The following is a 25,961-nucleotide window of genomic DNA, read 5'->3' as shown; positions in this document are numbered from 1 at the left end:
AATAGGGGGTGCTATAATACTTTCGAACTGAGCCATAGAGAAAACAGGCGGAAAGCAGTATGATGCTCTTACTTTTGATAAGGATAACATCATGACTGACCAACTTCCTGCATGCCCACAGTGTCACTCTGAATTTACCTATCAAGACCAGGAACTTTATATCTGTCCTGAATGTGCGCACGAGTGGCCAGCATCCAACATGATAGAGACCGAAACTTTTTCAGTTAAGGATGCGGTAGGTAATTTGCTTCAGGATGGGGATACGGTCAGTGTGATCAAAGACCTGAAAATTAAAGGTTCCTCACAGGTCGTAAAAATAGGTACAAAAGTTAAAAATATTCGCCTGATTGAGCATAGTGATCATAATATTGATTGTAAGATTGACGGAATTGGAGCCATGAAACTTAAATCCGAATTTGTTAAAAAAGTCTAACCGAACAGAAAATATTGAGGCTATTTGTGTCAGCAATACCCGCAGTTAAAGCAGAGATATTAAAACAGGCGCAAGAACGTATCCAGCAGGACCTGCTCAGTGCGCTGGAGGCGTTTTCCTTACCAGAGCCTTTAAAAAGTGCGGTATATCATGCAGTCATGCTCGGAGGTAAACGGGTCCGTCCTGCACTCTGTTATGCAACAGCGGCCCTGCAGCCCAACTCCAATTTTGCAGCTGTGCGCCGTGCTGCGGTCGCGATCGAAATGATCCATTGCTATTCGCTGGCACATGATGATTTGCCATGTATGGATAATGATCTGCTGCGCCGCGGTCAGCCTACCTGTCATGTTGCTTTTGGTGAAGACACTGCATTACTGGCTGGTGATATATTACAGTCAATGGCATTTGAAGTTCTGGGTAGCCGCCTGTTTGATCAAGGTGTGGCGGTAGACCAGGCAGTTGTATTAAGACAGATGCAGATATTGGCTACTGCAAGCTCAAAAATGGTTTGTGGCCAGGTGATGGATTTACAGGCTGAAGGCAAGCAGGTAGACCAAAGCCAGCTGGAAAATATTCACCGCAATAAGACAGGCGCATTGATTCAGGCGGCGATCATGATGGCTGCGGTGACTATATTTAATGGTACGGATCAGGCTATTCCACAACTTCGCCAATATGGACAGGCAATTGGTCTGGCATTTCAGGTACAGGATGATATTCTGGATATTGTGTCTGAAACAGAAGTACTGGGTAAAACGGCCGGTAAAGATGAGCAGGTCGAAAAGTCAACTTATCCTGCTTTGATGGGGCTTGAACAGGCACAGCTTTATGCCAAGCAACTCCATGATCAGGCTTTTAGTGCGCTTGAATATTTTGGAGAGGCTGCTGAAGAGCTCAATACAATATCCCGCTTCTTACTGTCACGTAAAAGCTAGATCTGGCCAATAAAACCCTGTAATTAAAAAGGAGCATGTTAAGCTCCTTTTTATATAAAAAATGCGCTCATAAAACTATTTTTTCTAACTATCAGTCTGTTTAAAGCAGTTTTTATTGAGTAATTTATGGGTGTTTTGCTCAAAGTCTTTCTGCCGAGACTCAAGTTTTACTTCCGTTATTAATATTAAACTCTATTTAATATTAATAAAATAAGAACAGGCGGCTATTAAGCAAGCCACCTGTTTTAATAAAATCAGTCAAGATTAGTTATGACGACCCATAATTCCGCGGATGGTATTGAGTACATCAGCCGGTAGAACCACCGTTTTAGCATTGTTGGATTTTGCCATATCCTGCATGGCTTTTACATATTGTTCACCGAGCAAATAAGCTACCGGTATTTCCTTGTCACCTACTGCTGAGGTGACCATATCAATAGCTTTTTGTGAGGCTTCGGCCAATACGACCTGTGCCTCTGCATCACGGCGAGATGCCTCCAGACGACCATCAGCTTCTAAAATGGCAGCCTGTTTTTCACCATCAGCACGTGTTACGGTTGCACGGCGCTGACGTTCAGCTGCTGCCTGCGCTTCCATTGCAGCCTGCATGGTTGCAGAAGGCTGAATATCTTGGATTTCTACAGTTTTTAAAGTGATACCCCAATCCGAAATATCATCGGAAATGGCTGCTTTAAGTTTGGCCTTGATATGATCACGTGAAGAAAGTGCATCATCCAGATCCATTTCACCAACAATTGAACGTAAAGAAGTCTGTACCAGATTCTGAATCGCCCAACTATAGTTTTCAATACCATAGACGGCTTTTTCTGGTGTAGTCAGATTGATATAAGCTACTGCATTCATCAGCAGTACGGCATTATCTCGGGTGATCACTTCTTGTGAAGGAATATCCAGAACAATATCTTTGGTGGTCACTTTATAGGCGACTTCATCGACGTAGGGAATCACAAAACTCAGGCCCGGATTCAAAGTAGTATGGTATTTACCCAGACGTTGAACAATCCACTTATAACCTTGAGGAACAATACGCACCCCTTTAAAAATAGTTACGCCTACAAAGAGTAAAAAGACTAAAACAATAATGGTGCTGACTGACATGATGGCTTCTCTTTATATTTTCATGATAGTAACGTGCAGTTAACCGTGTCGCTGCACGACCAGGTTATTTCCTGATATATCCGTCACTTGTACCCGATCACCGACTTGAACAATATCTTGCGTACGGCAGTTCCATTCATCCGACCCTAGTAACGGCATGGGAAAACGGACTTTAATCTGGCCATGTTCCATTCCGGTCTGAATAACCATGCCTATCTGGCCGATAGTGGCCTCCCTTGAGAGCCCGGCCTTAGTTTTATCGATAGACAGAGGCTTGATAAACTTGAACCAGAGCAGGGTACATAGAATCGACAGGACAATCCACATCACGATCTGAGTGGTCAGGCTCATCATTGGAAAAAGCCAAAACAAAATACAAACCATGATTGCAGCAATACCAAACCATAATGCGGCAAAGGCAGGAAGAATTAACTCGGACAGAATCAGTAAAATGCCGAGTACAAACCAGTGCCAAGGTTCAATTACAAATTCCATAATTTTGTCCGGTGATTAAAGTTACAGCAAAAAGATGAATCTTCACTGTAACAGATCAATAACCCAATGAAAATTTAAAAATTTTCAGCTATTCAGAATTTTGGGCGTGGGGCTGGCTTAAAGGCCGCAGGTGACTTCTTAAATTGCTGAATCGTGCCTTGAATAGCCCGTATCTTAAGCTGCGCCGCTTTCTCGCCTTCTAAAATAGATTCATTGCTGGCTTTTAAGTCAAGTACGCCTAAGTGCCCGACTTTAGGTTGAATGACCACATTGGCCTGTGCAAGTTCTTCATTAATGCTTTGCTGGCCCATGATATTAATGGTCTGGTCCAGCAAACCCCACATATTTACCGGACGGCTGGCATCTGGTCTGGCTGAAATATCAACCGCAATAACAATATCCGCTCCCATATCTCTGGCAGTTTTTACCGGAATCGGGCTCACCAGTCCACCATCAATATATTTGGTTTTACCAATAGTTGCCGGCACAAATACATTCGGGATACTGCATGAGGCCCGTACAGCCTGTCCCGCATTCCCCTTAATGAAGTCTGCTTTTTGACCATTATTAAGACGTGTTGCGACTGCAGCAAAGCGGATTGGAAATTTTTCAATTGGTTTATTGCTGACCTGAGTATTCACATAGTTCTGCAATTTTTGGCCTAAAATAATACCTTGGCTATTAAGGGTTAAATCACGAATATCAGCCTCTTTAAGCTGTAGTGCCAGCTGCTGTAACTGATACGGGGTTTTACCACTGGCATAAATGCTACCGACAAAGCTACCGGCACTGGTACCTGTAACAATTTTAGGTTTAATACCGTGAGATTCGAGTACTTTAATTACACCGATATGAGCAAAACCTTTAGCACCACCACCACCAAGTGCTAAGGCAATGACGGGCTCACGAGCCTTTAATTGTGTTGTAACCGGTGGAGTCTGGGCGGTCTTGTCACATCCAGCAAGAGCTAGTGCCAGTATTCCTGCAAAAGTAAGCTGTACAAATTTCATCTTTAGTTTAGTAGTGACTTGGATCAGAAAAGATATGTCCATCACAGCAGATTTGCTTAATTTTTGCCAGCATTTTCCAGCAGTTTTTGTAAGGGTAGGGCCAGCCACTCTGGTTTTTTGGGAAAGAATTTCCCCTGATATTGTTTCAGGATATACTCCAGATCTGCTTCATAGTTGCCTGTAGGCTGCATGATGCCTAGGCAATAAACTTTTTTATGCTTGTAGTCGAAAGAAAACATGACTATTGGAATATCTGCCTGATAAGCAATCCAGTAAAAACCGCTTTTGATTTTCTCGGCACGTTTTCGGGTGCCTTCTGGGGCGAGGGCAATCCAGATTTTGTCAGTAGAGTGGATTTTTTCCACTGCCTGTTCAGTCAGGCCATTGGTACTGTTACGCTTGACTGGAATAATACCTATCCATTTGAGTAAAGACTTAAAAGGGAATCTGAACAGGCTATCTTTTCCAAACACGTTTACTTTTAATCCCAGTGCCCCAATCACCAAAAAACCGTACCAGCCATCAATGTTGGAAGTATGGGGTGATACCACTGCAACAGCTTTAGGCAGATTGGGAAATTCACCTTCAAAAGTCCAGCCCTGTGCCAGAAACAGTTTCTGGCATAAAAGCCGAGTAGCTGCTGTACCGCGTGAGGGAACCAGATTGGGCAGACGGGGAAAATGTTGTAACATGCTTTGGTTTTTTAAGTAGTGGCGTATTTTAAATCTTAATCTGATGTCACAGCTGATACATTGGCAAAATATCTGAAGCTTGGTTTATGGGAATGAGCATCATGGACAGTGTGAGCAGCACAAAAATAATCCTAAATAACCGAGTAAAGTAAATGTCCCGGCATCTTTATCTGCTGCTGTTTTCGTTGTACTGGGCGCAAGGCCTACCTGTTGGTTTTATGACACATGCCTTGCCTGTCATTCTTCGTATGCAAGGGGTATCATTGGCACATATTGGCGGCTTTGGCCTGTTAATGCTACCGTGGTCAATCAAAATTCTCTGGGCACCCTGGATTGACCGTTATGGTACTCAACGGTTTGGACATTATCGTAGCTGGATTATCCCTACACAGTTATGCAGTGTTTTAATATTAATTGCCCTGTCATTCTTGCCGATTCAGGCACTCGACCAGCCCGTTTTTTTACTCACTTTTTTTGCTGCCTTAATGCTGCTAAATCTGGCAGGTGCCACCCAAGATGTAGCTACAGATGGACTGGCTGTTCATCTGCTTACCCTCAAACAACAGCATTGGGGTAACACTTTCCAGGTCATTGGCTCACGTTTGGGCTTTATAGTAGGAGGCGGAGCTTTGCTCTGGGCATTGGACTGGTTAAGCTGGCAACCTACATTTTTAGTACTGGCAGCTTTGGTTCTTTTAAATACGCTACCCATTGTTTTATTTAAAGAGCCCGCAAAAGAAGTATCGGTCTTTTACGAAAAAATATCCTGCAAGCAAAGTATCAGACAGTATTTTAACTATTTCCTGAATAACCGGATTTTAAAATCCTGGTTAGGAGTGTTAGTCACTTTTAAAGTAGCAGATGGACTATCCGGACCGCTGTTAAAACCACTGATGGTCGATCTGGGACTCAGCCTTTCACAGATTGGTATTTACATCACAATATTAGGTGCTGTTGCAGCACTTTTCGGAGCAGTATTAGCTGGTACGCTATTAAGATGGATGCGTCGTACGCAGGCTTTATTCCTGTTTTCTTTTTTCAAGGTTCTAAGTTTAATTGCATACGCCTGGCTGGCTTATTGTTATGACCAGCAGTATAGGGTAAGTCACTGGTTAATCTATTGCATTAATGCAGCTGAAGACATGATTTCTGCCATGTTACTGGTTGTCATGCTTACACTGGTAATGCAATATTCAAGAAAACAACATGCCGGCACCGATTTCACTTTTCAGGTTGCCCTTATGGCAACAATTAGTGGGCTACTGTACACGTTAAGTGGTATCGCCGGAGACTGGCTAGGTTATGCCTATTATCTGAATATTATTATAGGCATTTCAATATTGTGTATGTATCCAATTTGGCTCTGGACGAAGGTCAGCCAGCATCCTTTGGATGTATAAGAACTATTTGTTTTACTGTATTCAGGTGATAGAAAAAAGTATATGGTTTTATTCTTATAAGAACTTTAAACAATAAAAGTTATATAAACCAAATTTAGTATAGTGTGTGACAATTAAATATTTTTATTTTGCCTTATAAATAATTTTTATTAATTAATAAATTTAGAAAAGATTCACTGCAATCAAGGCAATAAGGGCGGGTAGTGCCTGAATATATATAATTTTCTTACTTGCGGTCAGTCCACCGTATATTCCTGCAACCAGGACGCAGCCTAAGAAGAAATTGGCGAGTGCCAGTGCATAGCTCTCAGGTGCATACAATGACCAGAGCAGGCCAGCTGCCAAGAAACCATTATATAAGCCTTGATTTTGCGCCATGACTTTAGTCAACCGTGCTTTTTCAAGAGTATTACCAAATGCTTTTAAACCAGAGGGCTTATCCCATAAAAACATTTCTAAAACTAAAATATAGAGATGTAGCAGTGCAATCAAAACAATCAGAATTTGTCCGATCATACACTTTATCCTTATTATTGATGAATAACGCCAGATCAGCCTCGTAGCTGATCTGGGATAAAAAATTACGGTTTAAGAAGTACTTTGCCCTGACGTGCACCTTGAGTGGCTTTCAGTGCAGCTTCTTTAATTTGTGCAAAGCTGAATATACCTTCAACAGGAAGTAGTAATTTTTTTTGCGCTGCAAGCGTCAATAATTCTGTAATTAGCGCCTTTTTGCGTTCAACAGATAACTGCTTGTTGACGACGCTTGCCCAAAAGCCTTTGACAGTGGCCTGTTTAAAAATCAGATCTCCTGAGGAAATCTGCATGGTTTCACCTGTCATACTGCCAAATGAAACCAATAGGCTATTATCGCTCAGTAAAGCGAGCATTTCACCACTGGCTTGACCACCAATTGAGTCTACACCGGCTATAAGAGGCTGATCAGCATGAATGGCTTTCACCTGATTTTTCCAATCTGCCTGGTCTGTTGCAACTACATTCTCGATACCCAAGGCTTGCATTTCAGTGACTGCTTCGTGCCGACGAACCAGATGAATTACCTTCTGGCCACGCGCTTTTGCGATCATAGCCACAGTTTTACCCACCGCACCATTTGCAGTATTTTGAATCAGCCATGAATCTGTAGGCAGGTTGATAAAATCTAAGAGCATTAATGCGCTGATTGGCATCCCAATTAACTGAGCCGCAGTTTCGTCATCAATTGCATCAATTAAAGGGACGAGACCCTGCACTGGCGCAATAAAATATTCGGCCCAGCTACCATGAACTCCAGCAACTGCCACACGCTGACCCACTGTTACACCTTGCACACCTTCACCCAGTGCGTCGATTATCCCTACAGCTTCACTACCACCAATTGCGGGAAGTGTGGGCTTATAGCCATAACTGCCACGCACAGTCCATATATCATGGTTATGCATTGGAGATAAAATTGTTTTAATACGTACTTCGCCAGCTTTCGGCTCGGGTTGTGGCATATCGGCAGTTTCCAAAACCTCAACGGGTTCGCCAAACTGATGATGAATAATACTTTGCATTTGCTATTCCTTTAAAGGTTTTAATAATTGTTGGGTGGTTTCCAAGGCGAGATAGAGTGGTTGCTTATCTTGTGCAAGTTTTGCCAATAAAGCTGCACCCAACCATAGTTGATACATTGTTTGCGCCAGTTTTTCAGGTTCAATATGTAAGGAAATTGAACCGTCTTGTTGTCCTTCTTTAAGTAGACTCGTAATACGTTCTGTTAACTTATGCACGCCAAAGTTCAAAATTTGACGCATATCTTCAGATAAATCTGAAACTTCTGCTGCTAACTTGACGATCAGACAGTTTTCTGCCCAGCCTCTGCCATGAATACTTTCTTCAACATGAGCAGGAGGGTTAATCCATGCTTTCCAAAGTGCCAGAAGACGTAGGTAAGCGCTTCCGCCTTTTTGCTGCATCAACTGGTCAATCCTGACCGTGTAATCAGCCAGATACTGTTGTAGAAGTGCGCAGCCGAAAGCCTCTTTTGAAGCAAAGTAATAATAGAATGAGCCTTTAGGCACATCGCAATTCTTGAGAATTTCCTGTAAGCCCACTCCAACAAAGCCTTTATGCAGTACCAATTCAAAACTACTGCTTAAAATATGTTGGCGCGTTGCTTCACTTTTGTCTGATCGTTTCATACTTTTACTATAAATTACTAATAGACCAGTCGTCTACTTAATAATAAATTATTCTAGTGTTTTATATTGAAGCATCTTAATAAATAACTATATGCAGCCAGTATTTATCTGTAATACCGCTCATTCAGTTGTTTTCTATATTCAGATACTATTAGCAGTTGATCTAACTTAATGGACCTCATGCGGAGATAAAAGGTATCAGGTACAACTATACCTTTCTTGAGCAGACAACTAAGCTTTTAATAAAAAAATAAATAATAAAATCAGATTTTTAAATAAAAAATAATTGATTTTATTCAATCACAGGGCTCGCTAAGATCCGTTACAAACCAATCACGAGTAAATCATGAAAATGAAAATTTTAACGGGGCTAATCTTGAGTCTGGTTACAAGCACATCTTTCGCTGCACCAGCCATTTATGGGGAGATCGATGTAAGTCTGGATTATCTTCCAGAAAATAATGGTTCGGGTGTTTCTGATAAAGACGTTTGGGAAATTAATAGTAATAGTAGCTTTATTGGAATCAAGGGCGAGGAAAAACTGAACGAGCGTTTAAGTGCAATCTATGCTGCTGAATGGACCTTTTATGCAGATGGTGATAACACCGATTTTGACCAGCGTAACCGCCTTATAGGCTTAAAAGATATCAGACTTGGTACACTCAAGCTGGGCAAACATGATACACCCCTTAAGCAGCTGTCCGGTGTGGTAGATAGCTTTAATAATTATGTGGCTAATAAGGCAGATGTTGCCGGTATTTTTACTGGTGAAAACAGGGTAGACAATGTGCTGGTTTATGAATCACCCGCTATTCCTGTAGCGGAAGGAAATCTTAAAATAAATACGCTACTGGCAACTGGAGAAGCTTCAGGTATTAAAAAATCCAGTGGCGGTGTTAAAACAGCTGGGCGTGGTTTAGGTGATGCGTTCTCTACAGCGATCATCTATGACCATCAACTGTTTAATGCAGGCATTGCCTATGATAAAGCTATCCCAAGTAATTTTCTTGGACGAGGTATTTTAAATGCTTCCGAGCCGGAACCCTTAAGCAGCGGTATATTCGCAGCAGCAAATACCGTTCGGGCAGTGGGACGGATTCATTTGAACCAGCCTCTGTATCTGAAAGTACTCTATCAGAGTTCAAAAGTGGCGGATGCAGCCGGAAATGCAACGAGTGCGGCGACAATTGATGATGCACAAGGCTGGCTGATCGGAGCAGAGTATCAACTGCCTCAGGCCCAAGACTGGATTCTAAAGGCACAATATAGCCAGAATACCACCTCATTTAAGAATGCCACACCAGATTACGAAGCACAGCAGTATATGGTAGGTGCGGACTATACCCTAAATAAACAGGTCAAAACCTATGGTTATGCGGGTTATTTAACGCTCGAGCAGGGTGAAAGTAAAAATAAACAGCCTCTAGGGGGTATAGGACTTGAATATAAATTCTAAAATTCTATGTATGAACAGGACCAATGAATAATATGGTTCGCACTGTTGAGCCCGGTTTTTTTAACAATATCGAATGAAGCGTATGAGCAGCAGTTTGCTAAATCAAGTGAAAAAACCGGTTAATTACGTTGAGGTAAATCAGGCTGAAACTGAGCCTGACACACCCCTTTAATTTTTTGTCTATTCACTACGACATAAATTGACTGTCCTACTTTTTTATCTTTACAGAGCTGTTGGTATTTTGAATATATTCCCAAACGGCTGGTAGGATCAGCGCTTGTATTGTAGAACTGATGCTGCTCCAGACGTGACCAGTCACGAGGGTTATTCGGTTTGAAGCTGAGCCGGCATGTGCCAGACAGACGATAACTGTTACTGGTAATTTTCTCTCCCATTATTTTTCCCTGACAAAGTTTATCCAAAGCAGTACGATTAGGACCATTCATCACGTGCATATTATCATTTAGGGTCTGCTTTGCACTGTTCATGGGGGAAACCGTTTCAGCTGCGGATGCAGTAAAACTTTCAGCAGTTTGATGCGGAGTTGATGTAGCCATCATGTTATAAACTAAGGGCATATTTAAAGTTGAGTCTGAAGCTGTCGTCTTGGAAACAAGTTCGGCAAAACTTGAATTCATCCATATTACGGCTAAGCTAATACTGAAGGCAAATGCTCTTTTTTTCATCATGTAACTCATTCTTGGCAAAAGATAAATGATTTAAATTATTGTGATGACTAATAGCCCTGTCATGATCGAGCTGGTTGTTATAGTTGCAATTGCTGTATGTTTTTAACACAAATTAGTATAACGCCGATTCTCAATTAGGCTACTCTAATTTTCTAAATTTTAAGTTATGAATATTATGTATGATTCAAGCCATCCTTTTTGATCTGGATAATACCCTGACACACCGTGACCAGAGTGTAGAGGCTTATAGTTACTATTTGGCCCAATATTATCAACGGCACCTGGGAGAGGTGGATGTAATGCAGATTAAAGCTATCATCAACCGGATTGATAATGGCGGCTATCCCAAAAAGGAATTGCTAACTCATCCGAGTATTGCTGCTTCCGTTGCACAGGCATTACAACATGAACTTAAATGGCATCATGCTGTAGATTTTGATGAGTTGACGGCATTCTGGTTTGAACAGTTTGGCCTGCATGCAGTACCGATGGAAGGCTCTGAACAAGTATTGCAAGAGCTAAAACAGCAGGGTTTTAAACTGGCAATAGTGTCAAATGGCGGTCATGACACACGACTCAAAATTATAGAGGGTTTAAATATCGCTCACTATTTTGACCTGATTGTCAGTTCGGAGCTAGCAGGTTCTAAAAAGCCGGAGCCAGAAATTTTTCAATATGTATGTCAGCGGCTGAATGTTATGCCTGAAGAATGTCTGTTTATTGGTGACCATCCCATAAATGATATTCAGGGCGCGCAAAATGCAGGAATGCATCCGGTCTGGATGGAAGGCTTTCATGAAGTAGATCCATACGACGCTCAGTTAATAAGCCCCAGAATTAAAAAACTTGAGGAAATCTGGCAATTTATTGGTTAATAAAGCTAAAAAGCGGCCTGGATGGCCGCCAGATATGAGCAGAATTTTAAAACATACTATCATCCGAATTAGCAGAAATTTTATGGATAGAGAGGTCTGCACCAACAAACTCATCTTCCTGACTTAATCGGATACCCACAGTCAGTTTAAGTACGCCATAGACTAAAAAACCACCGCCCAGTGCAATAACAATTGCCAAAAAAGTGCCGAATAACTGTGAAATGAGTGAAACACCGCCCAGACCACCCAATATCTGCTGTCCAAATATTCCCACTGCTATTCCACCAAAAGCGCCGCATACGCCGTGTAATGGCCACACACCGAGTACATCATCTACCTTTAGACGGTTCTGGGTATAGGTAAACAGCTTGACAAAAATAATACCTGCCAGTGCTCCAATAATTAAGGCACCTACTGGATGAACAATATCTGACCCGGCACAGATAGCCACTAATCCGGCAAGTGGTCCGTTATGCAAAAAACCAGGGTCATTTTTACCTATAAAGTTGGCAGCCAGCGTTCCACCTGTCATGGCCATCAGGGAGTTAATGGCTACCAGACCAGAAATAGCATCCAGACGCTGGGCACTCATAACATTAAAACCAAACCAGCCCACAATCAGAATCCAGGAACCCAACGCCAGAAAAGGAATTGAAGAAGGGGGATGTGCACTGATCCGTCCATCTTTTTTATAGCGGCCACGACGTGCGCCTAAAAGTATTACAGCTGCCAAAGCAATCCAGCCACCCATCGCATGGACTACCACCGAACCGGCAAAGTCGTGAAAGCTTGCACCAAAACTGGACTTGAGCCAGTCCTGCAGGCCCAGATTCCCGTTCCAGATCATACCTTCAAAGAACGGGTAAATTAAGGCAACCAGAACTAGAGTCGCAATTGCCTGAGAGCGCATTTTGGCACGTTCAGCAATACCACCAGAGATAATGGCAGGTATGGCTGCCGCGAAAGTCAGCAGAAAAAAACAGCGCATCAGGTTATAGCCATGATCTTCAGCCAGCGTTGCACCTAGGTGAAAAAAATGATGGCCATAGGCAATATAATAACCAACAAAAAAATAAGCCAAGGCAGAAATCGAGAAGTCTGTCAGAATTTTACTTAAGGCATTCACCTGATTCTTATGACGTACAGTTCCCAATTCTAAAAAAGCAAATCCGGCATGCATGGCAAGTACCAGAATTGCACCAAGAAGGAGAAAAAATAAATCCATATTCTGCATAATGAGGTACCAATTCGGTGCAACTGATCTAAAACTTAGTCAGTATAACCATGCCAAATTTAAGTAAAAGAGAGGAGAAGACGGAAAATATTGATTAAGTTTTGATAAGAAATAACAAGACTCGATATAAAGCAATTACTTAGGTTTAAATTATGGTTTTGCGCCAAGATGGGGCATAAAAATATAGTCTATTTATAGTTTAATTTGTTGATAAATATAAATTATTTTTAATGGGTATAAGGCTGGTTATGAATCTCTGCTATGAAAAAGTGCATTTTCAAGCTAAAGATAAACAGTAGAGAATCAGGTTGAAAATTTCACAAAACTAACTGTAAAGCTGGATTTAATCTTAAACACTATAAAAAAGCAGATCATATGATCTGCTTGTTCTCATCAATTTTTTTAATGCAGAATCTTGTTCAGGAACTGCTGAGCACGTTCACCCCGAGGCGTTGTGAAAAACTCCTGCTTGCTACAGTCTTCCACGATTTTACCCTGATCCATGAAAATAATCCGGTCTGCGACCTGACGGGCAAAACCCATTTCATGAGTTACGCACATCATGGTCATACCTTCTTTAGCCAGTTCAACCATTACGTCCAGTACTTCATTAATCATTTCCGGATCAAGAGCAGAGGTGGGTTCATCAAATAGCATGGCAATTGGGTCCATGCTTAAAGCACGGGCAATTGCCACACGTTGCTGCTGGCCACCGGAAAGCTCGGCCGGGTACTTGTTTGCCTGAGTACTTAAACCGACACGGTCCAGATATGCCAGGCCTTTTTTCTTGGCCTCAGCTTCACTGCGACCCAATACCTTAATCTGGGCAATAGTCAGATTCTCAGTAATGCTGAGGTGAGGAAACAGTTCAAAATGCTGAAATACCATACCAACCCGGCTACGCAATTTGTTCAGATCGGTTTTGGGGTCATTAATCGCAATACCATCAACCAGAATCTGTCCCTGCTGGATAGTTTCCAGACCATTGACTGTTTTGATTAAAGTGGATTTCCCGGAACCTGATGGGCCACAGACTACTACCACTTCACCTTGACGAATCTGGGTGGTACAGTCTGTGAGTACCTGAAACTTGCCATACCACTTGCTGACATTGTGCATATCAATCATGATCTTTTGATCATTCATACATGTAACCTTTTCTGTAATCTTCTTACGGTATATGTTGCCAGTGCACTAATGGTGAAATAGACTAGACCGGCAAACAGGATGTATTGAGTGAGCAGTGACATCAGGTCACCGCGAACATAATTGCTGCGGAAGAAATCCAGCAGACCAATGGCATAAACCATGGTTGAATCCTGAAACAGGATAATAGTCTGCTGTAGCAGTAAAGGAGTCATCTTGCGAAAGGCCTGAGGCAAAACAACCAGCCGCATGTTCTGGCTATATGTCATTCCCAGAGCATAAGCCGCAGCACTTTGGCCGCGTGGAATTGACTGTATGCCTGCACGTACAATTTCCGAGAAATAAGCTGCTTCAAACAGCATGAAGGCTACAATACTGGAAACCAAAGCAGTATCTATAGTCAGGAAACGTCCGGTTATTGTGGTGTAAATGAATGGAACTGCAAAGTAGAACCACATCAGCACCAGCAGCAGGGGAATGGAACGGAACAGATTTACATACGCCTGCGCCACCAGATTAAGTATTCTAAAAGAAGACAGGCGCATCAGGGCCAGCAGGGTACCAATCAGAATTCCGCCAAGGGTGGCAATACAGACAACTTTCAGGGTGATGGTCATGCCGTACCAGAGTGCCGGACCAGAAGCCTGTAAATCCTGTAGAAACGAAGTGAGCCATTCCATATTATTTGCCTCCTGCAATCAGGCCCGGAACACGTAAACGGTGTTCCAACAGGGTCATCAGTAAAATGAGGCAGACATTGATCACAATAAAGATCAGGGTCACAAAGGTATAAATTTCAATAGTATTCTGGGTATATTCACTAATGGTTTTCATCTGTGAAATGATTTCCGCTACCCCGACCAGTGAAGCAACTGAAGTGTTTTTAACACAGTTGGTCAGCTCGGAACTGAGCGGCGGCAAAATCGTCCGGAATGACTGCGGCAGAATGACATAGCGGTATAACTGTGATGTACTAAAGCCCATGGCATAACCTGCATTGATCTGGCCACGTGGCAATGCCTCAATACCGGTACGTACCTGTTCACAGACACGTGCGGCAGTAAACAGGCCCAATCCGACACTCGCCGAGATGAGTGCACTGGCATTTGAGCTTAAGTCGTTCATCCACCAGTCCTTGACGGGACCAGGCAAAAAGTTCGGGACTACATAGAACCAGATAAACAGTTGGATCAATAAGGGAACATTACGAAAAAGTGTTACATAAGCAGTGCCGATAGTACGTGCAGTCTTACTGGGCAGGGTGCGCATAATTCCCAGGATGCTCCCCAGCACCATGGCAATACTCCAGGCCACCAGCGCAATGACCAGTAACCAGCCCAGACCGATTAATACCCATTGCAGATAAGTGCTGTCACCTACACCAGTCGACTGAAACAGTACTGACCAATTCCAGCTATAATTCATGAAAACTCCTGACAGAAGCAGGCCAGAAGATACCTGGCCTGACGATGACTGTCTAAAATCAGGACTTACTGATCCCGGTCATGCGGATTGCTGATCAGGGCTTTTACTTGTTCCGACATTGGGAAGTTCAGGTTAATATTTTTTGGTGGAATTGGCTGCTGGAACCACTTTTTATACATATCGTTGATTTCACCAGAGGCATAAGTGGCTTTGATTGCGTCATCAACTACCTGTTTAAATTCTTTATCACCTTTACGCAGCATACAGCCATAAACTTCCTGAATCGGTGGTGTACCTACAATCACCCACTTGTCTGGTTCTTTGGCTTTAGACTTTTCACCAGCCAGCAGAATATCATCCATCATAAAGGCTGCCGCACGGCCGTTTTGCAGCATTAAGAATGAATCAGCATGGTCTTTGGCAGAAATAACTTCACCAATCCCCAGTTCCTGTGCATGCTGACGGATATAACGTTCAGAAGTTGTGCCGGCGGTGGTTACGACCTTTTTACCTTTTAAGTCAGAAAAATCCTTAATACCTGAGTCTTTTGCTGTAAGCAGACGAGAACCGACCTGGAAGAAACCAACTGAAAAGTCGACCTGTTGCTGACGTTCCTTATTGTTGGTGGTTGAGCCACACTCCAGATCGACGGTACCATTTGAAACCAAAGGAATACGGTTCTGGCTGGTCACCAAGTTGTAACGCACTTTCAGATCCGGTTTGTTCAGTTTCTGCTTGAGAGCTTCTACGACCTTCATTTGCAAGTCATGAGCATAACCCACCGGCTGGTTTGGATTATCTGCAATATAAGAAAATGGAATAGATGAATCACGGTGTCCCAGTACTACAGTGCCAGACTGGCGGATTTTCTCCAATGTCCCCGAACCTGCTGAACCTGTATTTGCAGCATTCCCCGATGCAGCATTATTTTCACTAGCAGGAGCATTATTATTGTTACTACAGGCCATAAGGCCGAGCATCAATGTACTCAGGCACAGCACTGAGGCTGCACGTACTTTATTTGACATGGTAAAACTCCTTTTCTATTGTTGTGAGCTTGCTGTTCCTGCCCAAAATAAACACTTGAATGTTTACCTGTTTTAAACGATTAAATATTTTTATACATCTTTCAACTTATCTTTTAGCATGTTAATAATCGGTGTGGAAGATATCCACGACTGAAGTTGTAGGGACTTTTATCCAAATGTTTGTAAATAAAAGAAATTATGATGAAAAAAGCATCATTTTAAAGGGATGTGGGTGATTAGTTTTACTTACAACTGACGGCTGTAGGAGGAGCTTGATCGCGTATAGTATTTCAACTCTATACTCCATTTCTCTCATGATGAGACTGGCTTATTTTTATGAAGCAGGAAAAATAAAAAACTGTTTTTTTACTTAGGGCTAGAAATACAGATTGTGTATCCTTTGCAGAGCTTATATGTTGTTTAAAACATTATTCATTTTTGCTGCTTGGATCAAAAATTAATTTGATACTTTTTAATGCGGCCCCAGCATATAGTATTTCACATGGCACATATAATTCTGGCCCTTTTTCCCTTGGTTGCATTCATTGCTACGGGCTATCTGTTTAAAAGATATCATTTTTTAAGTACCGAATTCTGGTCAGGCGCTGAAAAGCTGAATTACTATATCTTGTTTCCGGCGCTGCTGTTTCACACTTTAGCGACTGCAAAAATTGAATTTGACAGTCTGAAAATGCTGCTGGCGGCAATGTTTATTACAGTGCTGACTGCCACGATTGCCTTGTATCTGCTGCGTTATATAAAACACATTCAGCCCGCCCGTTTTGGCGTGCATACACAAAGTATTGTCCGTTTTAATACTTATATCGGGCTGGCACTGGTGGCCGCACTGTTTAAACAGGAAGGTGTGGCCATACTGGCGGTTTTGCTGACAGTCTGTATACCACTGGTTAATATCATTTCTGTGCTTTCACTGACGTCTAGCGAGCAGATGAGCTTACGGCCTGTCATTATTTCTCTGTTGAAGAATCCCTTGATCCTGTCCTGTCTGGTGGGGGCGATCGTAAATGTATCAAATATTCCTGTCTGGGAAGGAGTATTTAACCTGATCAAACTATTTTCTGCTGCAAGCCTGCCACTGGGCCTGCTCTGTGTCGGTGCAGCCTTACGGTTTATGGAAATGAAAAAAGATATTCCTGCCTTAATACTGGATACTTTTGCCCGTTTACTGGTAATGCCGGCGTTGGCTATAGGAATTTGCTGGTGGATGCAGCTTCCAGTGTTACAAACCCAGATTCTAGTGATTTTTTTCGCATTACCGACAGCGTCGGCAGCTTATATTCTGACTAAAGTATTAAAGGGTGATAGTCAGCTTATGGCAGCTGTTATCAGTTTACAGACCTTATGCGCTGCCATAACGTTGCCGCTTGTAATTGCTTGGGTGATGTAAAGTAAAGGTTCGAATGATGGACTTTAAATCAGGTATAATTTTTCTTTTGCTGCATTATTCATATGGCACTTGAATTAAAAACCACGCTTCAGCCCGATGTTGGGCTTTCACCGCAGCAGAGAAAGCTGAACCGGCTAATTGATAAAATTGAACAGCAACAGCTTGAACTGAAGCAGTGGCAGCAGGCACAGGAACAGATTCAGCAATATACCCGTCAGACTTTAATGCCTGTCTATCAAGAGTTACATGCGGTGCTGTTTCAGCAACTGGACCAGCTATGGAAACATTTGCATGAGGCAGAATTCTCCAAGGCAGAGGCGACGCAGCTGGATGTTAAAATCCAGTATCTTGCAGCTTATTTAAAAGACTCTCAATCTTTATCAAGGCAGCAAGCCGAGATTGTTGACAACATTTATAATTACTATCAACAGCATATAGAACATAGCCAAGCCAGAAAAAATAAAAAGCAAAGTGCAGAGGAAATAGAGCTATTTTTTGATGAAGAAAATAATTCAGAACAGATAGCATCTGAAGATTTTGAAGAATGGGATAGCGAAAAGTACAGCCAGGCACGTGAGCAAGCCAAGTTAAAACACCAGAAGGAAAAGCTGGAACAGGCTACAAAGCTGGCCGAGCAGTCTTTAAAAACAGTGTACTTAAAAATTGCTGCAACTATTCACCCAGACCGTGAACCGGATGAAACTAAAAAAATTGAAAAGACCGAGCTGTTGCAACGGGCGAATGAGGCCTATGCAGCACAGGATTTATTTTATCTGCTGAAACTGCAAATCCAGATTGAACAGAATCGGGGTAATTCACAAAAGGGCTTAAGTGCCGAGCAGATGAAGTTTTATCAACTGGCTTTAGATCTGCAAAGTCAAAAGTTGGATGATCAGATAGAAGAAATTATTCAGTCATNNATTTATATAAGCAGGTAGATGCGGATACTTCAGCGATGAAAAAGCAGTTAAAAGGAGAAAAAGAAAGATTGAAGTATATGAAGAAGGTGAGTGGGGTAGAGATATTGATGGAGAATGGAGTGCTTTAATGCGTTTCTCCCTCTCCCTTTGGGAGAGAGCTGGAATGAGAGGTTATGAAAAAATTTTATTCATAATAAGACTTAACTCACAATGTTGAGTTTCTCTATAAGGTATTTGGGGAAGATAACTTATATTTACTCCCTCAATAATTTTTAAAGCATTTAGTGCTTTAGATGGTTTATCTTCACCTGAAGTGAGTTCAGGGTAATAAGCTTCAATGGCTCCTAAATTTAATACAAAATACCCTAAATCATATAACCGATTTATGAGTTGAATTTTTTCTTCTAAATAGAAGGTTTCATGTAATTTTAGAGCTTCACGGCGCTTATTATTGGTTTCAAACTCGAAAAGTTCATCAATTTCTTGTAAATCTATGTCTGTAATATCTTCTTTATGTTTGACTTTATAGGCTAATTCTTTTAATCGAGTATATTTGTCTTGCCATGAACGTTTCTTTACTTGTTCTGAAATCATCGAGCCTTTGATTTTGCTATCAATACGTTGAACTTCACATATCTGATCTAATTTAGTTAAGAAACTATTCCTTAAATCTTGTAGCTCAGTAGTTTGACTACCTAACTCTAATTTATCAAATCCATCAATTAGAATATCTAAATCTAAGAGAGTAAAAACTTCAATATCAAAATGTTTATAGAAATCATAAAACCGTTTGGTGTTCATTTTTCCACTTATTCTAATAATATGGATATTTGTTTTTTCAAAACAATAAGCCTTGTTAATAAATTTTGAAAGTCCTTTTAAAAATATGAGATCTGAATCACCTTCAACTAAGAGAACTTTTTTAGAAAAGAAAGCAGGTGTACTATTTTCATAGCATATAATTTGGAAGGCATCTTTATATGAACTATTTTGAACAAAGTTAATTTCTTTTGCTTTTGAACAAGGGGGATTATCAGAAAATTCCTTATAGATTTTAATAAAACATGTGTCTTTAGCAGTTGCAGAAAAAAAGTTTGGAGAGTGTGTAGTTACAAATACCTGATCTTTCTCAGATAGTTTTTCTAGGACATTATAGAGAATTCGTTGACCATTCGGATGTAAATAAAGTTCAGGTTCTTCAAATAGAAAAATGTAGTCTGTATTTTGGTTCTCAGAGTTAATTTTTTCGACATAAGTTCGGAGAATGGAAAATACCAAAGTACGTTTTACTCCATCACCTTTATAATCAATAGTAGTTTTTATACCATCATCAATTAGAATTTGCGTGCTGTTGAAAATTTGCTTTACTTCGGGATTGGGAATTTGTAACTCTAATTTTATTTGGGAAAAGCTCTCTTGAAAAACTTTTTCAATTTGTGTTTCTAGTAATTTAAGACTTGGTAAACGTTCATCAAGAATATTTTCAGTGCCATCTTCCTCTTTAACAAGCTGACGATTTAACATTTTATTAAGTTTTACAAAAGAATTTTTAATATCCAAAAATTCAGGAGATTTTTCAATTTGTATAAACAAAATTTTTATTAATTTACCAAAACTAGTACTTTCTTTTGTTTTTGTTTCATCACTAAAATCTTTTACGGCTGGTATATATATTGGTTCAGGAAACATTGGGATAACCGTGTTACTAAACCCTGTAGGTAAATTTTCCCAATCAAAATGGAAGTTATCTTCCGAAAGGCTTTCTGTTATTTCTTCAATCTTTTCTTTCGCTGCTATTTGTGATGAAATTGAACTCACGATATCCTGATTGAGTCCATAAATATCAGTTAAAAACCTTTTGATTTCTGGTGGTTTTTTCCCTTTAAGCTCACTAGTAACCCAATCAGCTCTATAAATTTCGTTAGTTGGGACTTTTTTATAACAAAGAAGATCACTTGTATAATCTAGTTTATATTTTCTGCGGAAACTTATTGAATCATTTTCTATGATTTTTTGAATTCTAGTTCTGTTTTCCTCGTCTGAAATTTTATTTAAGTCATTCTCATTTATATCGGTAAAAGTTATATCAATAAAAATCTCTCTAGATTTATCATAGTAATCAGATTCTGAGATTTTCGTACCTTTAAGAAATAAATTGATAGCTAAGAGAACAGTGGATTTACCTGCATTATTTTCACCAATGACACAATTCATCTGTGAAGGTGTTAAATCAATATTTTTAAGGCCCCGAAAGTTTTCGACATGAATTTTTGAAATTTTCATTATTGACTATCTAGTTAATTTTAATTGTTATATTTATAAATTATAGATCCAAAAAAAGCCACCTATAGGTGGCTTTTTAAATATCAAACTACAGCATTAAAGCGCCGCAATTTGCTCCATATTCGCTTTAATCTTCGCTAACTGATCAGCAAACTCAGCAAGTTTCACTTTCTCGCCTTCAACCACAGCAGCAGGTGCTTTCGCCACAAAACCTTCATTGCCAAGTTTAGTGGCAATCTGATCATGTTGCTTTTGAACCTTGTCTAAGTCTTTTTGTAGACGACCCAATTCCGCTTTAGGATCAATTAAGCCCTTCATTGGAACGAATACAGATACATGACCGACTACAGATGAAGAAGACAATGGTGGTTGTTCGCCATCAGTTAAGAATGTAATGCTCTCAACTTTTGCCAATGCTTTAAACAACGGTTCAATACGTGCAATCTGCGCTTTTTCAGCATCAGTGGTATTTTGCAGCAGAACAGGCAACAAGCGCGCATTCCCTAGACCCATCTCACCACGGATGTTACGCACCGCACCAATCAAACCTTGCAGCCATTGCATATCCGCTTCAGCTTGATCATTGATCTTCGCTGTATCTGCAACCGGGTATGGCGCCAGCATGATCGTTTCGCCAATAATACCGAGTTTAGGTGCAAGTGTTTGCCAGATTTCTTCTGTTAGATACGGCATCAACGGGTGAGCCAAACGTAACGATGCTTCCATCACAGAAAGAAGAACACGACGTACTTCAGCTTTCCGTTCTTCAGAGACATTTTCATCGTTCAGAACCGGTTTTGTCAGCTCTACATACCAGTCACAGTATTCATTCCAGATGAACTCGTAAATCGCTTGCGCAGCCAAGTCTAAACGGTAGGTTGCAAATGCTGTTTGCACTGCTTGTTCCGCTTTTTGCAGACGGCTTACGATCCACTGTTCAGGCAACTCCCAAAGGTCTTGACGTGCTTCCTGCCCAATGGTCTGGCCTTCGACATTCATCATCACAAAACGGGTCGCGTTCCAGATTTTGTTAGCAAAGTTACGGTAGCCTTCAACACGCTTCATATCGAACTTGATGTCACGTCCGGTATTGGCAAGTGCGCAGAAAGTGAAGCGAACTGCATCGGTACCGTAAGCCTGAATACCTTCCGGGAATTCTTTACGGGTTGATTTTTCAATCTTCGCCGCTTGTTTCGGGTTCATCAGACCTGTGGTACGCTTTTGTACCAGCGTTTCAAGGTCTACACCGTCAATCAGGTCTAACGGGTCAAGTACGTTCCCTTTAGACTTCGACATTTTCTGACCTTCGCCATCACGTACCAGGCCATGTACATACACAGTTTTGAACGGCACCTGAGGCGTACCATCTTCATTTTTCATGAAGTGCATGGTCAGCATGATCATACGGGCAACCCAGAAGAAGATGATGTCGAAACCTGTTACCAGTACATCAGTCGGGTGGAAAGTATTTAAGAAATAGTTGGCTTTATCTTTTGCTTCGTCGCCAGTCCAGCCTAAAGTCGAGAATGTCCATAGACCAGATGAGAACCAGGTGTCTAGTACGTCTTCGTCTTGGTCTAACTGAACATCGGCAGGGATATTGTTTTTTACCCGAACTTCTGCTTCGTCACGACCCACGTAAACATTACCATCTTTATCATACCAGGCTGGAATACGGTGACCCCACCACAGTTGACGCGAGATACACCAGTCTTGAATGTTGTTCATCCACGCCATGTACATATTGCTGTACTGTTCAGGCACGAACTTAATACGGCCATCCTGCACCGCTTCAATGGCTGGTTTCGCAAGTGGTGCAATCTTTACATACCACTGGTCTGTGAGCAGAGGCTCAACGATTACGCCTGAACGGTCACCACGTGGCGCTTTCAGGTCATAAGGCTGAATCTGGTCTAACCAGCCTTCGGCTTCGGCCTGTGCAACCAGTTTCTTACGCGCTTCAAAACGCTCTAAACCAATATAATCTGCTGGAGCAGGAATGGTTTTAGAAATTTGCTCCCCAGCTTTGGCAATATATTCAAACTCAGCCAGTACTTCTGCATTTTTGTTGAAGATATTGATAATCGGCAGTTCGCAGCGCTTGCCCACTTCATAGTCATTGAAGTCATGTGCAGGGGTGATTTTTACGCAGCCGGTCCCAAAATCTTTTTCTACATATTCATCGGCAACCACAGGTACTAAACGGCCAGTAATCGGTAATACGATATTTTTACCAATCAGGTGCGCATAGCGTTCATCTTCAGGATGTACAGCAACTGCCGTATCACCCAGTAGGGTTTCTGGACGTGTGGTGGCGACCACCAGGTAATCATGGCCGTCTTGGGTGCGCAGCGTTTTATCTTCAAAGAAATATTTAAAGTGCCAGAGAGAACCTTTTTCCTCAACCGATTCAACTTCAAGATCAGACAGGGCCGTTTGCAGTTTCGGGTCCCAGTTCACCAGACGTTTACCACGGTAGATCAGGCCTTCTTCATGCAGTTTTACGAAAACCTCTTTAACAGCATTGGATAAACCGTCATCCATGGTAAAGCGTTCACGTGACCAGTCCACCGAAGAACCCAGACGACGGATCTGACGGGTAATATTGCCACCAGACTGTTCTTTCCATTCCCAGACTTTCTCGATGAACTTGTCACGGCCCAGGTCATGACGGCTAATATTCTGTGCCGCCAGCTGGCGCTCAACCACCATTTGGGTTGCGATACCAGCATGGTCCGTACCTGGCTGCCAAAGCGTATTTTTACCTGACATACGGTTATAGCGAGTCAGGGCATCCATAATGGCATTATTAAAACCATGACCCATGTGCAAGCTACCGGTGACATTTGGCGGCGGAATCATAATACAGAATGATTCACCTTTTTCAGATGGCTTGAAATAGCCACGCTCTTCCCAAGTCTGGTACCATTTTTTCTCGATCTCGGTTGGATCGTAGGTTGTTGCAATATTCTGAGCTGAATCGGTCATAGTTTTAAAAGATCAAAAGCCAATAAAAAATTGTATTCATTGTAGCAAAAAAATATCTGTTTTTAATGCAGTAAAACCCGACAAATAATTTTGTATTTATGCTGAAACACGGTAGATTTAAGCTGCTTTAAGTCCGTATCGAGGCCTTTAAGCATTCAGATAAAAAATATAAGTAGTGAAAAATAAGGAAACAACCTTCATGAGCTATGCTGTATTTCTCAAATTGAGTGAATCCTCTTACAGCCGTTTTGAAGTTATTCGCATGCAGTTAAATGCCGGGGTAAAAGCAAGTCAGGCTGAAATGCTGGGTGGGGTACTCAGCGAAATTGCCTGTGAAATTATTGAGCAGGCCTTTAGCGAACTAATTTTAAAGCAGGCCAATAGCATAAACACTGAGGATACAAAAGAAATTAAAGAAAACCGGCAGGTGGTCAGGCAGATACTGGAAACTTTACGTAAATACCTGCCTTGGGCGATTTCATTTTTTAGTAATGAGCGCCTGTTGCCACTGGTCAACTATTTTGCAGGACTGATCTGTGAACATGACCGGCAAATCTGGATCCGCTATGACGTGCATATGCAGCTCATGCAGGATGTACTGGAGACTGTTGAACAGATTCGGGCAGGCCAGCTGAGTGCAGTGCCACGAGCTTTTGCCTTGCTTATTCATATTATTGATCTTGGCGTGACCTGCCTGATCCGTGAACCGAAGAAGCAGCTTAAATTTAATGTATTTATTGACAAGACCTTAAGTGGCGTAATTCATGTGACTACCCATTTAGGCTATAAACGCCTAGAAAAAATTGGGACCCAGCTCCAAAAGGAACAGGCCAATGCATACATTGAACATTTTATGGGCTTTATGCAAAAAGCCTGATAAAAAGTTGTTAACTGACCAGGAATAAAAGGCAGAGAAAAATGGCAAGTCCGCAATTAAACAATAAAATCGTCTGGATCACTGGCGCATCTTCAGGCCTGGGTAAGGCGCTGGCACAAGAATGTGCAGCATTAGGAGCAAAGCTGGTCCTGAGCGCGCGCCGTTATGATGAGCTGGAAAAAGTTCGTCTGGCTTTGCCAAATGCGCAAGATCATCTGGTTGTTCCTATGGATATAACAGATGAAAGTCAGGTACGTCATGCTTATGATCAGGTATTGGCTACTAAAGGCCGCATTGACTGGCTCATCAATAATGCAGGCCTCAGCCAGCGCGCCTTGATTCAGGATACCACCATGCAGACCGAACGTGCCATCATGGAAGTCGATTATTTCTCACAGGTATTTCTGACCAAAACAGTCTTGCCCACTTTTATCCAGCAGAAGTCTGGACAGATTGCCTTTGTCTCAAGTGTAGCAGGACTACTGGGTACTCAGTATCGCGCGTCCTATTCGGCGGCCAAGGGAGCAATCCATATGTGGGCCAATAGTCTGCGTGCTGAAGTTGCTCAGGAGGGTATAGGCGTTTCTGTAATTTTCCCCGGTTTTGTGAAAACCAATGTGTCATTTAATGCCTTAAATGGAGAAGGCAAGCCACAAGGTCATCAGGATGAAGCAATAGAAAATGGTCTGGAACCACAACAGTTTGCCAAAATTACGGTTGAGGCCTTATTGGCTGGGGAAGAATATATTGTCGTAGGAGGCCACAAGGAAAAGCTGGGCGTACTGGTATCTCGCCTATCACCCAAACTGCTATATAAAATGATCCGTAAAATGAAAGTAAAGTGACCTGTGCTTCTTTTTTGGAGAGCTGGGGGGAGAACTGCAAATCCTGTTCAGTCCCCCTGCTAAAAATGACTTATGTGGTTTTAATTGCTGTGCCGTAGGCAAATACTTCAACCATGCCACCCTGCATTCCGAGTTCAGTGGTACTCAGGCGTAAACCCATGATATGGGTTGCTCCTGTACGCTGAGCTTCTTGCTTTAAACGTATAATTGCCTCACGCCGAGCTCTTTCTACAATACTTTCATAAGCAGTGAGCCGGCCACCAAAAAAATTCTGAACATTGGCAATCACATATTTAAAATAGTCATGTGAGATGACTACATTGCTCGAGACGAGCTGTCCGGTATTCAAAGTGGTATGAAAGCGATGATTATCAACAGTAATATGTGCCAGCATATTTTCTTTTTTTTCAAGTTCACGCAGATGTTTGTATTCGACATGGCGTCCAAATGCCCAGCCAATCACGAACAGCACTATAAAAATTCCGATCTTAAAAATCAAAGCGTCCATAACCCGGCA

24 protein-coding genes and 1 pseudogene are annotated in these 25,961 nt (G+C 41.7%); 9 read left to right on the top strand and 16 right to left on the bottom strand.

Features of this window, described 5'->3' with window-relative positions; all coding sequences use genetic code 11:
• The first annotated feature begins 91 nt into the window (after positions 1 to 91).
• Complete coding sequence (locus B3R63_RS09975) at positions 92 to 433, top strand: zinc ribbon domain-containing protein YjdM (protein WP_286730878.1); 342 nt, start codon at positions 92 to 94, stop codon at positions 431 to 433.
• A gap of 26 nt (positions 434 to 459) precedes the next feature.
• Positions 460 to 1,368 carry a polyprenyl synthetase family protein gene (locus B3R63_RS09970; RefSeq protein ID WP_005015945.1) on the top strand — a complete coding sequence of 303 codons (909 nt, stop codon included), beginning with the start codon at positions 460 to 462 and terminating at the stop codon, positions 1,366 to 1,368.
• Positions 1,369 to 1,632: 264 nt separating this feature from the next.
• Here the strand turns inward: B3R63_RS09970 and B3R63_RS09965 are convergent, their stop codons facing one another.
• The 4 genes from B3R63_RS09965 to B3R63_RS09950 all read right to left on the bottom strand — a co-directional run bounded on the left by B3R63_RS09965 (position 1,633) and on the right by B3R63_RS09950 (position 4,684).
• Positions 1,633 to 2,487 (bottom strand): SPFH domain-containing protein, encoded by an 855-nt coding sequence (locus B3R63_RS09965; protein WP_005015943.1) that lies wholly within the window; start codon positions 2,485 to 2,487, stop codon positions 1,633 to 1,635.
• 39 nt (positions 2,488 to 2,526) lie between these two features.
• The gene (locus tag B3R63_RS09960) at positions 2,527 to 2,982 is read right to left on the bottom strand and encodes an NfeD family protein (RefSeq protein ID WP_005015941.1); all 456 of its coding nucleotides are present in this window, start codon (positions 2,980 to 2,982) and stop codon (positions 2,527 to 2,529) included.
• Positions 2,983 to 3,074: 92 nt separating this feature from the next.
• Positions 3,075 to 3,992 (bottom strand): patatin-like phospholipase family protein, encoded by a 918-nt coding sequence (locus B3R63_RS09955; protein WP_286730907.1) that lies wholly within the window; start codon positions 3,990 to 3,992, stop codon positions 3,075 to 3,077.
• Positions 3,993 to 4,048: 56 nt separating this feature from the next.
• Positions 4,049 to 4,684, bottom strand: coding sequence for a lysophospholipid acyltransferase family protein (locus tag B3R63_RS09950; RefSeq protein WP_248088443.1), 636 nt, complete (start codon positions 4,682 to 4,684; stop codon positions 4,049 to 4,051).
• Between the two features lie 152 nt (positions 4,685 to 4,836).
• Between B3R63_RS09950 and B3R63_RS09945 the strand changes: the two genes are divergently transcribed.
• Entirely contained in the window at positions 4,837 to 6,084 is a 1,248-nt protein-coding gene (locus B3R63_RS09945; RefSeq protein WP_286730876.1) for an MFS transporter, read from the top strand.
• Positions 6,085 to 6,246: 162 nt separating this feature from the next.
• On the opposite strand, the gene B3R63_RS09940 is transcribed toward B3R63_RS09945, so the two are convergent.
• The 3 genes from B3R63_RS09940 to B3R63_RS09930 form a co-directional block, all read right to left on the bottom strand.
• Complete coding sequence (locus B3R63_RS09940) at positions 6,247 to 6,600, bottom strand: DUF1304 domain-containing protein (RefSeq protein ID WP_248088440.1); 354 nt, start codon at positions 6,598 to 6,600, stop codon at positions 6,247 to 6,249.
• 65 nt (positions 6,601 to 6,665) lie between these two features.
• Positions 6,666 to 7,643 carry a zinc-binding dehydrogenase gene (locus B3R63_RS09935; RefSeq protein ID WP_286730873.1) on the bottom strand — a complete coding sequence of 326 codons (978 nt, stop codon included), beginning with the start codon at positions 7,641 to 7,643 and terminating at the stop codon, positions 6,666 to 6,668.
• Positions 7,644 to 7,646: 3 nt separating this feature from the next.
• Positions 7,647 to 8,270, bottom strand: coding sequence for a TetR/AcrR family transcriptional regulator (locus tag B3R63_RS09930; RefSeq protein ID WP_005015924.1), 624 nt, complete (start codon positions 8,268 to 8,270; stop codon positions 7,647 to 7,649).
• A gap of 346 nt (positions 8,271 to 8,616) precedes the next feature.
• Here B3R63_RS09930 and B3R63_RS09925 point away from each other — a divergent pair, with 346 nt between their 5' ends.
• Positions 8,617 to 9,726: a porin gene (locus B3R63_RS09925; RefSeq protein ID WP_286730870.1), complete on the top strand. Its 1,110-nt coding sequence runs from the start codon at positions 8,617 to 8,619 to the stop codon at positions 9,724 to 9,726.
• 119 nt (positions 9,727 to 9,845) lie between these two features.
• Here the strand turns inward: B3R63_RS09925 and B3R63_RS09920 are convergent, their stop codons facing one another.
• On the bottom strand, positions 9,846 to 10,412 hold the full coding sequence (locus tag B3R63_RS09920) for a hypothetical protein (RefSeq protein WP_349677294.1): 567 nt from the start codon (positions 10,410 to 10,412) through the stop codon (positions 9,846 to 9,848).
• 182 nt (positions 10,413 to 10,594) lie between these two features.
• Here B3R63_RS09920 and B3R63_RS09915 point away from each other — a divergent pair, with 182 nt between their 5' ends.
• Positions 10,595 to 11,290 carry an HAD family hydrolase gene (locus B3R63_RS09915; protein WP_005015915.1) on the top strand — a complete coding sequence of 232 codons (696 nt, stop codon included), beginning with the start codon at positions 10,595 to 10,597 and terminating at the stop codon, positions 11,288 to 11,290.
• Positions 11,291 to 11,336: 46 nt separating this feature from the next.
• On the opposite strand, the gene B3R63_RS09910 is transcribed toward B3R63_RS09915, so the two are convergent.
• The 5 genes from B3R63_RS09910 to B3R63_RS09890 all read right to left on the bottom strand — a co-directional run bounded on the left by B3R63_RS09910 (position 11,337) and on the right by B3R63_RS09890 (position 16,123).
• On the bottom strand, positions 11,337 to 12,524 hold the full coding sequence (locus B3R63_RS09910) for an ammonium transporter (protein ID WP_286730862.1): 1,188 nt from the start codon (positions 12,522 to 12,524) through the stop codon (positions 11,337 to 11,339).
• Between the two features lie 402 nt (positions 12,525 to 12,926).
• The gene (locus B3R63_RS09905; protein WP_171053876.1) at positions 12,927 to 13,652 is read right to left on the bottom strand and encodes an amino acid ABC transporter ATP-binding protein; all 726 of its coding nucleotides are present in this window, start codon (positions 13,650 to 13,652) and stop codon (positions 12,927 to 12,929) included.
• Positions 13,653 to 13,666: 14 nt separating this feature from the next.
• Entirely contained in the window at positions 13,667 to 14,350 is a 684-nt protein-coding gene (locus B3R63_RS09900; protein WP_005015907.1) for an ABC transporter permease subunit, read from the bottom strand.
• A gap of 1 nt (position 14,351) precedes the next feature.
• Positions 14,352 to 15,095 (bottom strand): amino acid ABC transporter permease, encoded by a 744-nt coding sequence (locus tag B3R63_RS09895; protein ID WP_005015905.1) that lies wholly within the window; start codon positions 15,093 to 15,095, stop codon positions 14,352 to 14,354.
• Positions 15,096 to 15,160: 65 nt separating this feature from the next.
• The gene (locus B3R63_RS09890) at positions 15,161 to 16,123 is read right to left on the bottom strand and encodes a transporter substrate-binding domain-containing protein (RefSeq protein ID WP_286730856.1); all 963 of its coding nucleotides are present in this window, start codon (positions 16,121 to 16,123) and stop codon (positions 15,161 to 15,163) included.
• 502 nt (positions 16,124 to 16,625) lie between these two features.
• Between B3R63_RS09890 and B3R63_RS09885 the strand changes: the two genes are divergently transcribed.
• Positions 16,626 to 17,531: an AEC family transporter gene (locus B3R63_RS09885; protein WP_265761362.1), complete on the top strand. Its 906-nt coding sequence runs from the start codon at positions 16,626 to 16,628 to the stop codon at positions 17,529 to 17,531.
• A 62-nt stretch (positions 17,532 to 17,593) separates the two neighbouring features.
• Positions 17,594 to 18,579 (top strand): annotated as a pseudogene (locus tag B3R63_RS09880) (molecular chaperone DnaJ).
• A 43-nt stretch (positions 18,580 to 18,622) separates the two neighbouring features.
• Here B3R63_RS09880 and B3R63_RS09875 read toward each other — a convergent pair.
• Both B3R63_RS09875 and B3R63_RS09870 read right to left on the bottom strand, forming a co-directional pair.
• The gene (locus B3R63_RS09875; protein ID WP_265761364.1) at positions 18,623 to 20,734 is read right to left on the bottom strand and encodes an AAA family ATPase; all 2,112 of its coding nucleotides are present in this window, start codon (positions 20,732 to 20,734) and stop codon (positions 18,623 to 18,625) included.
• 96 nt (positions 20,735 to 20,830) lie between these two features.
• Positions 20,831 to 23,722 (bottom strand): valine--tRNA ligase, encoded by a 2,892-nt coding sequence (locus B3R63_RS09870; RefSeq protein WP_286730852.1) that lies wholly within the window; start codon positions 23,720 to 23,722, stop codon positions 20,831 to 20,833.
• A gap of 199 nt (positions 23,723 to 23,921) precedes the next feature.
• On the opposite strand from B3R63_RS09870, the gene B3R63_RS09865 reads away from it, so the two are divergent.
• Both B3R63_RS09865 and B3R63_RS09860 read left to right on the top strand, forming a co-directional pair.
• Positions 23,922 to 24,599 carry a hypothetical protein gene (locus B3R63_RS09865; RefSeq protein WP_017400958.1) on the top strand — a complete coding sequence of 226 codons (678 nt, stop codon included), beginning with the start codon at positions 23,922 to 23,924 and terminating at the stop codon, positions 24,597 to 24,599.
• Between the two features lie 41 nt (positions 24,600 to 24,640).
• Entirely contained in the window at positions 24,641 to 25,444 is an 804-nt protein-coding gene (locus B3R63_RS09860; RefSeq protein ID WP_286730849.1) for an SDR family oxidoreductase, read from the top strand.
• Between the two features lie 70 nt (positions 25,445 to 25,514).
• On the opposite strand, the gene B3R63_RS09855 is transcribed toward B3R63_RS09860, so the two are convergent.
• Positions 25,515 to 25,952, bottom strand: a complete 438-nt coding sequence (locus tag B3R63_RS09855) for a YbjQ family protein (protein ID WP_248136781.1) — start codon at positions 25,950 to 25,952, stop codon at positions 25,515 to 25,517.
• Positions 25,953 to 25,961: the final 9 nt, after the last annotated feature.

This window comes from Acinetobacter sp. UBA1297, from assembly GCF_002307755.1.
GTDB lineage: Bacteria > Pseudomonadota > Gammaproteobacteria > Pseudomonadales > Moraxellaceae > Acinetobacter > Acinetobacter radioresistens.
This window is presented reverse-complemented; position numbering and strand designations above follow the sequence as displayed.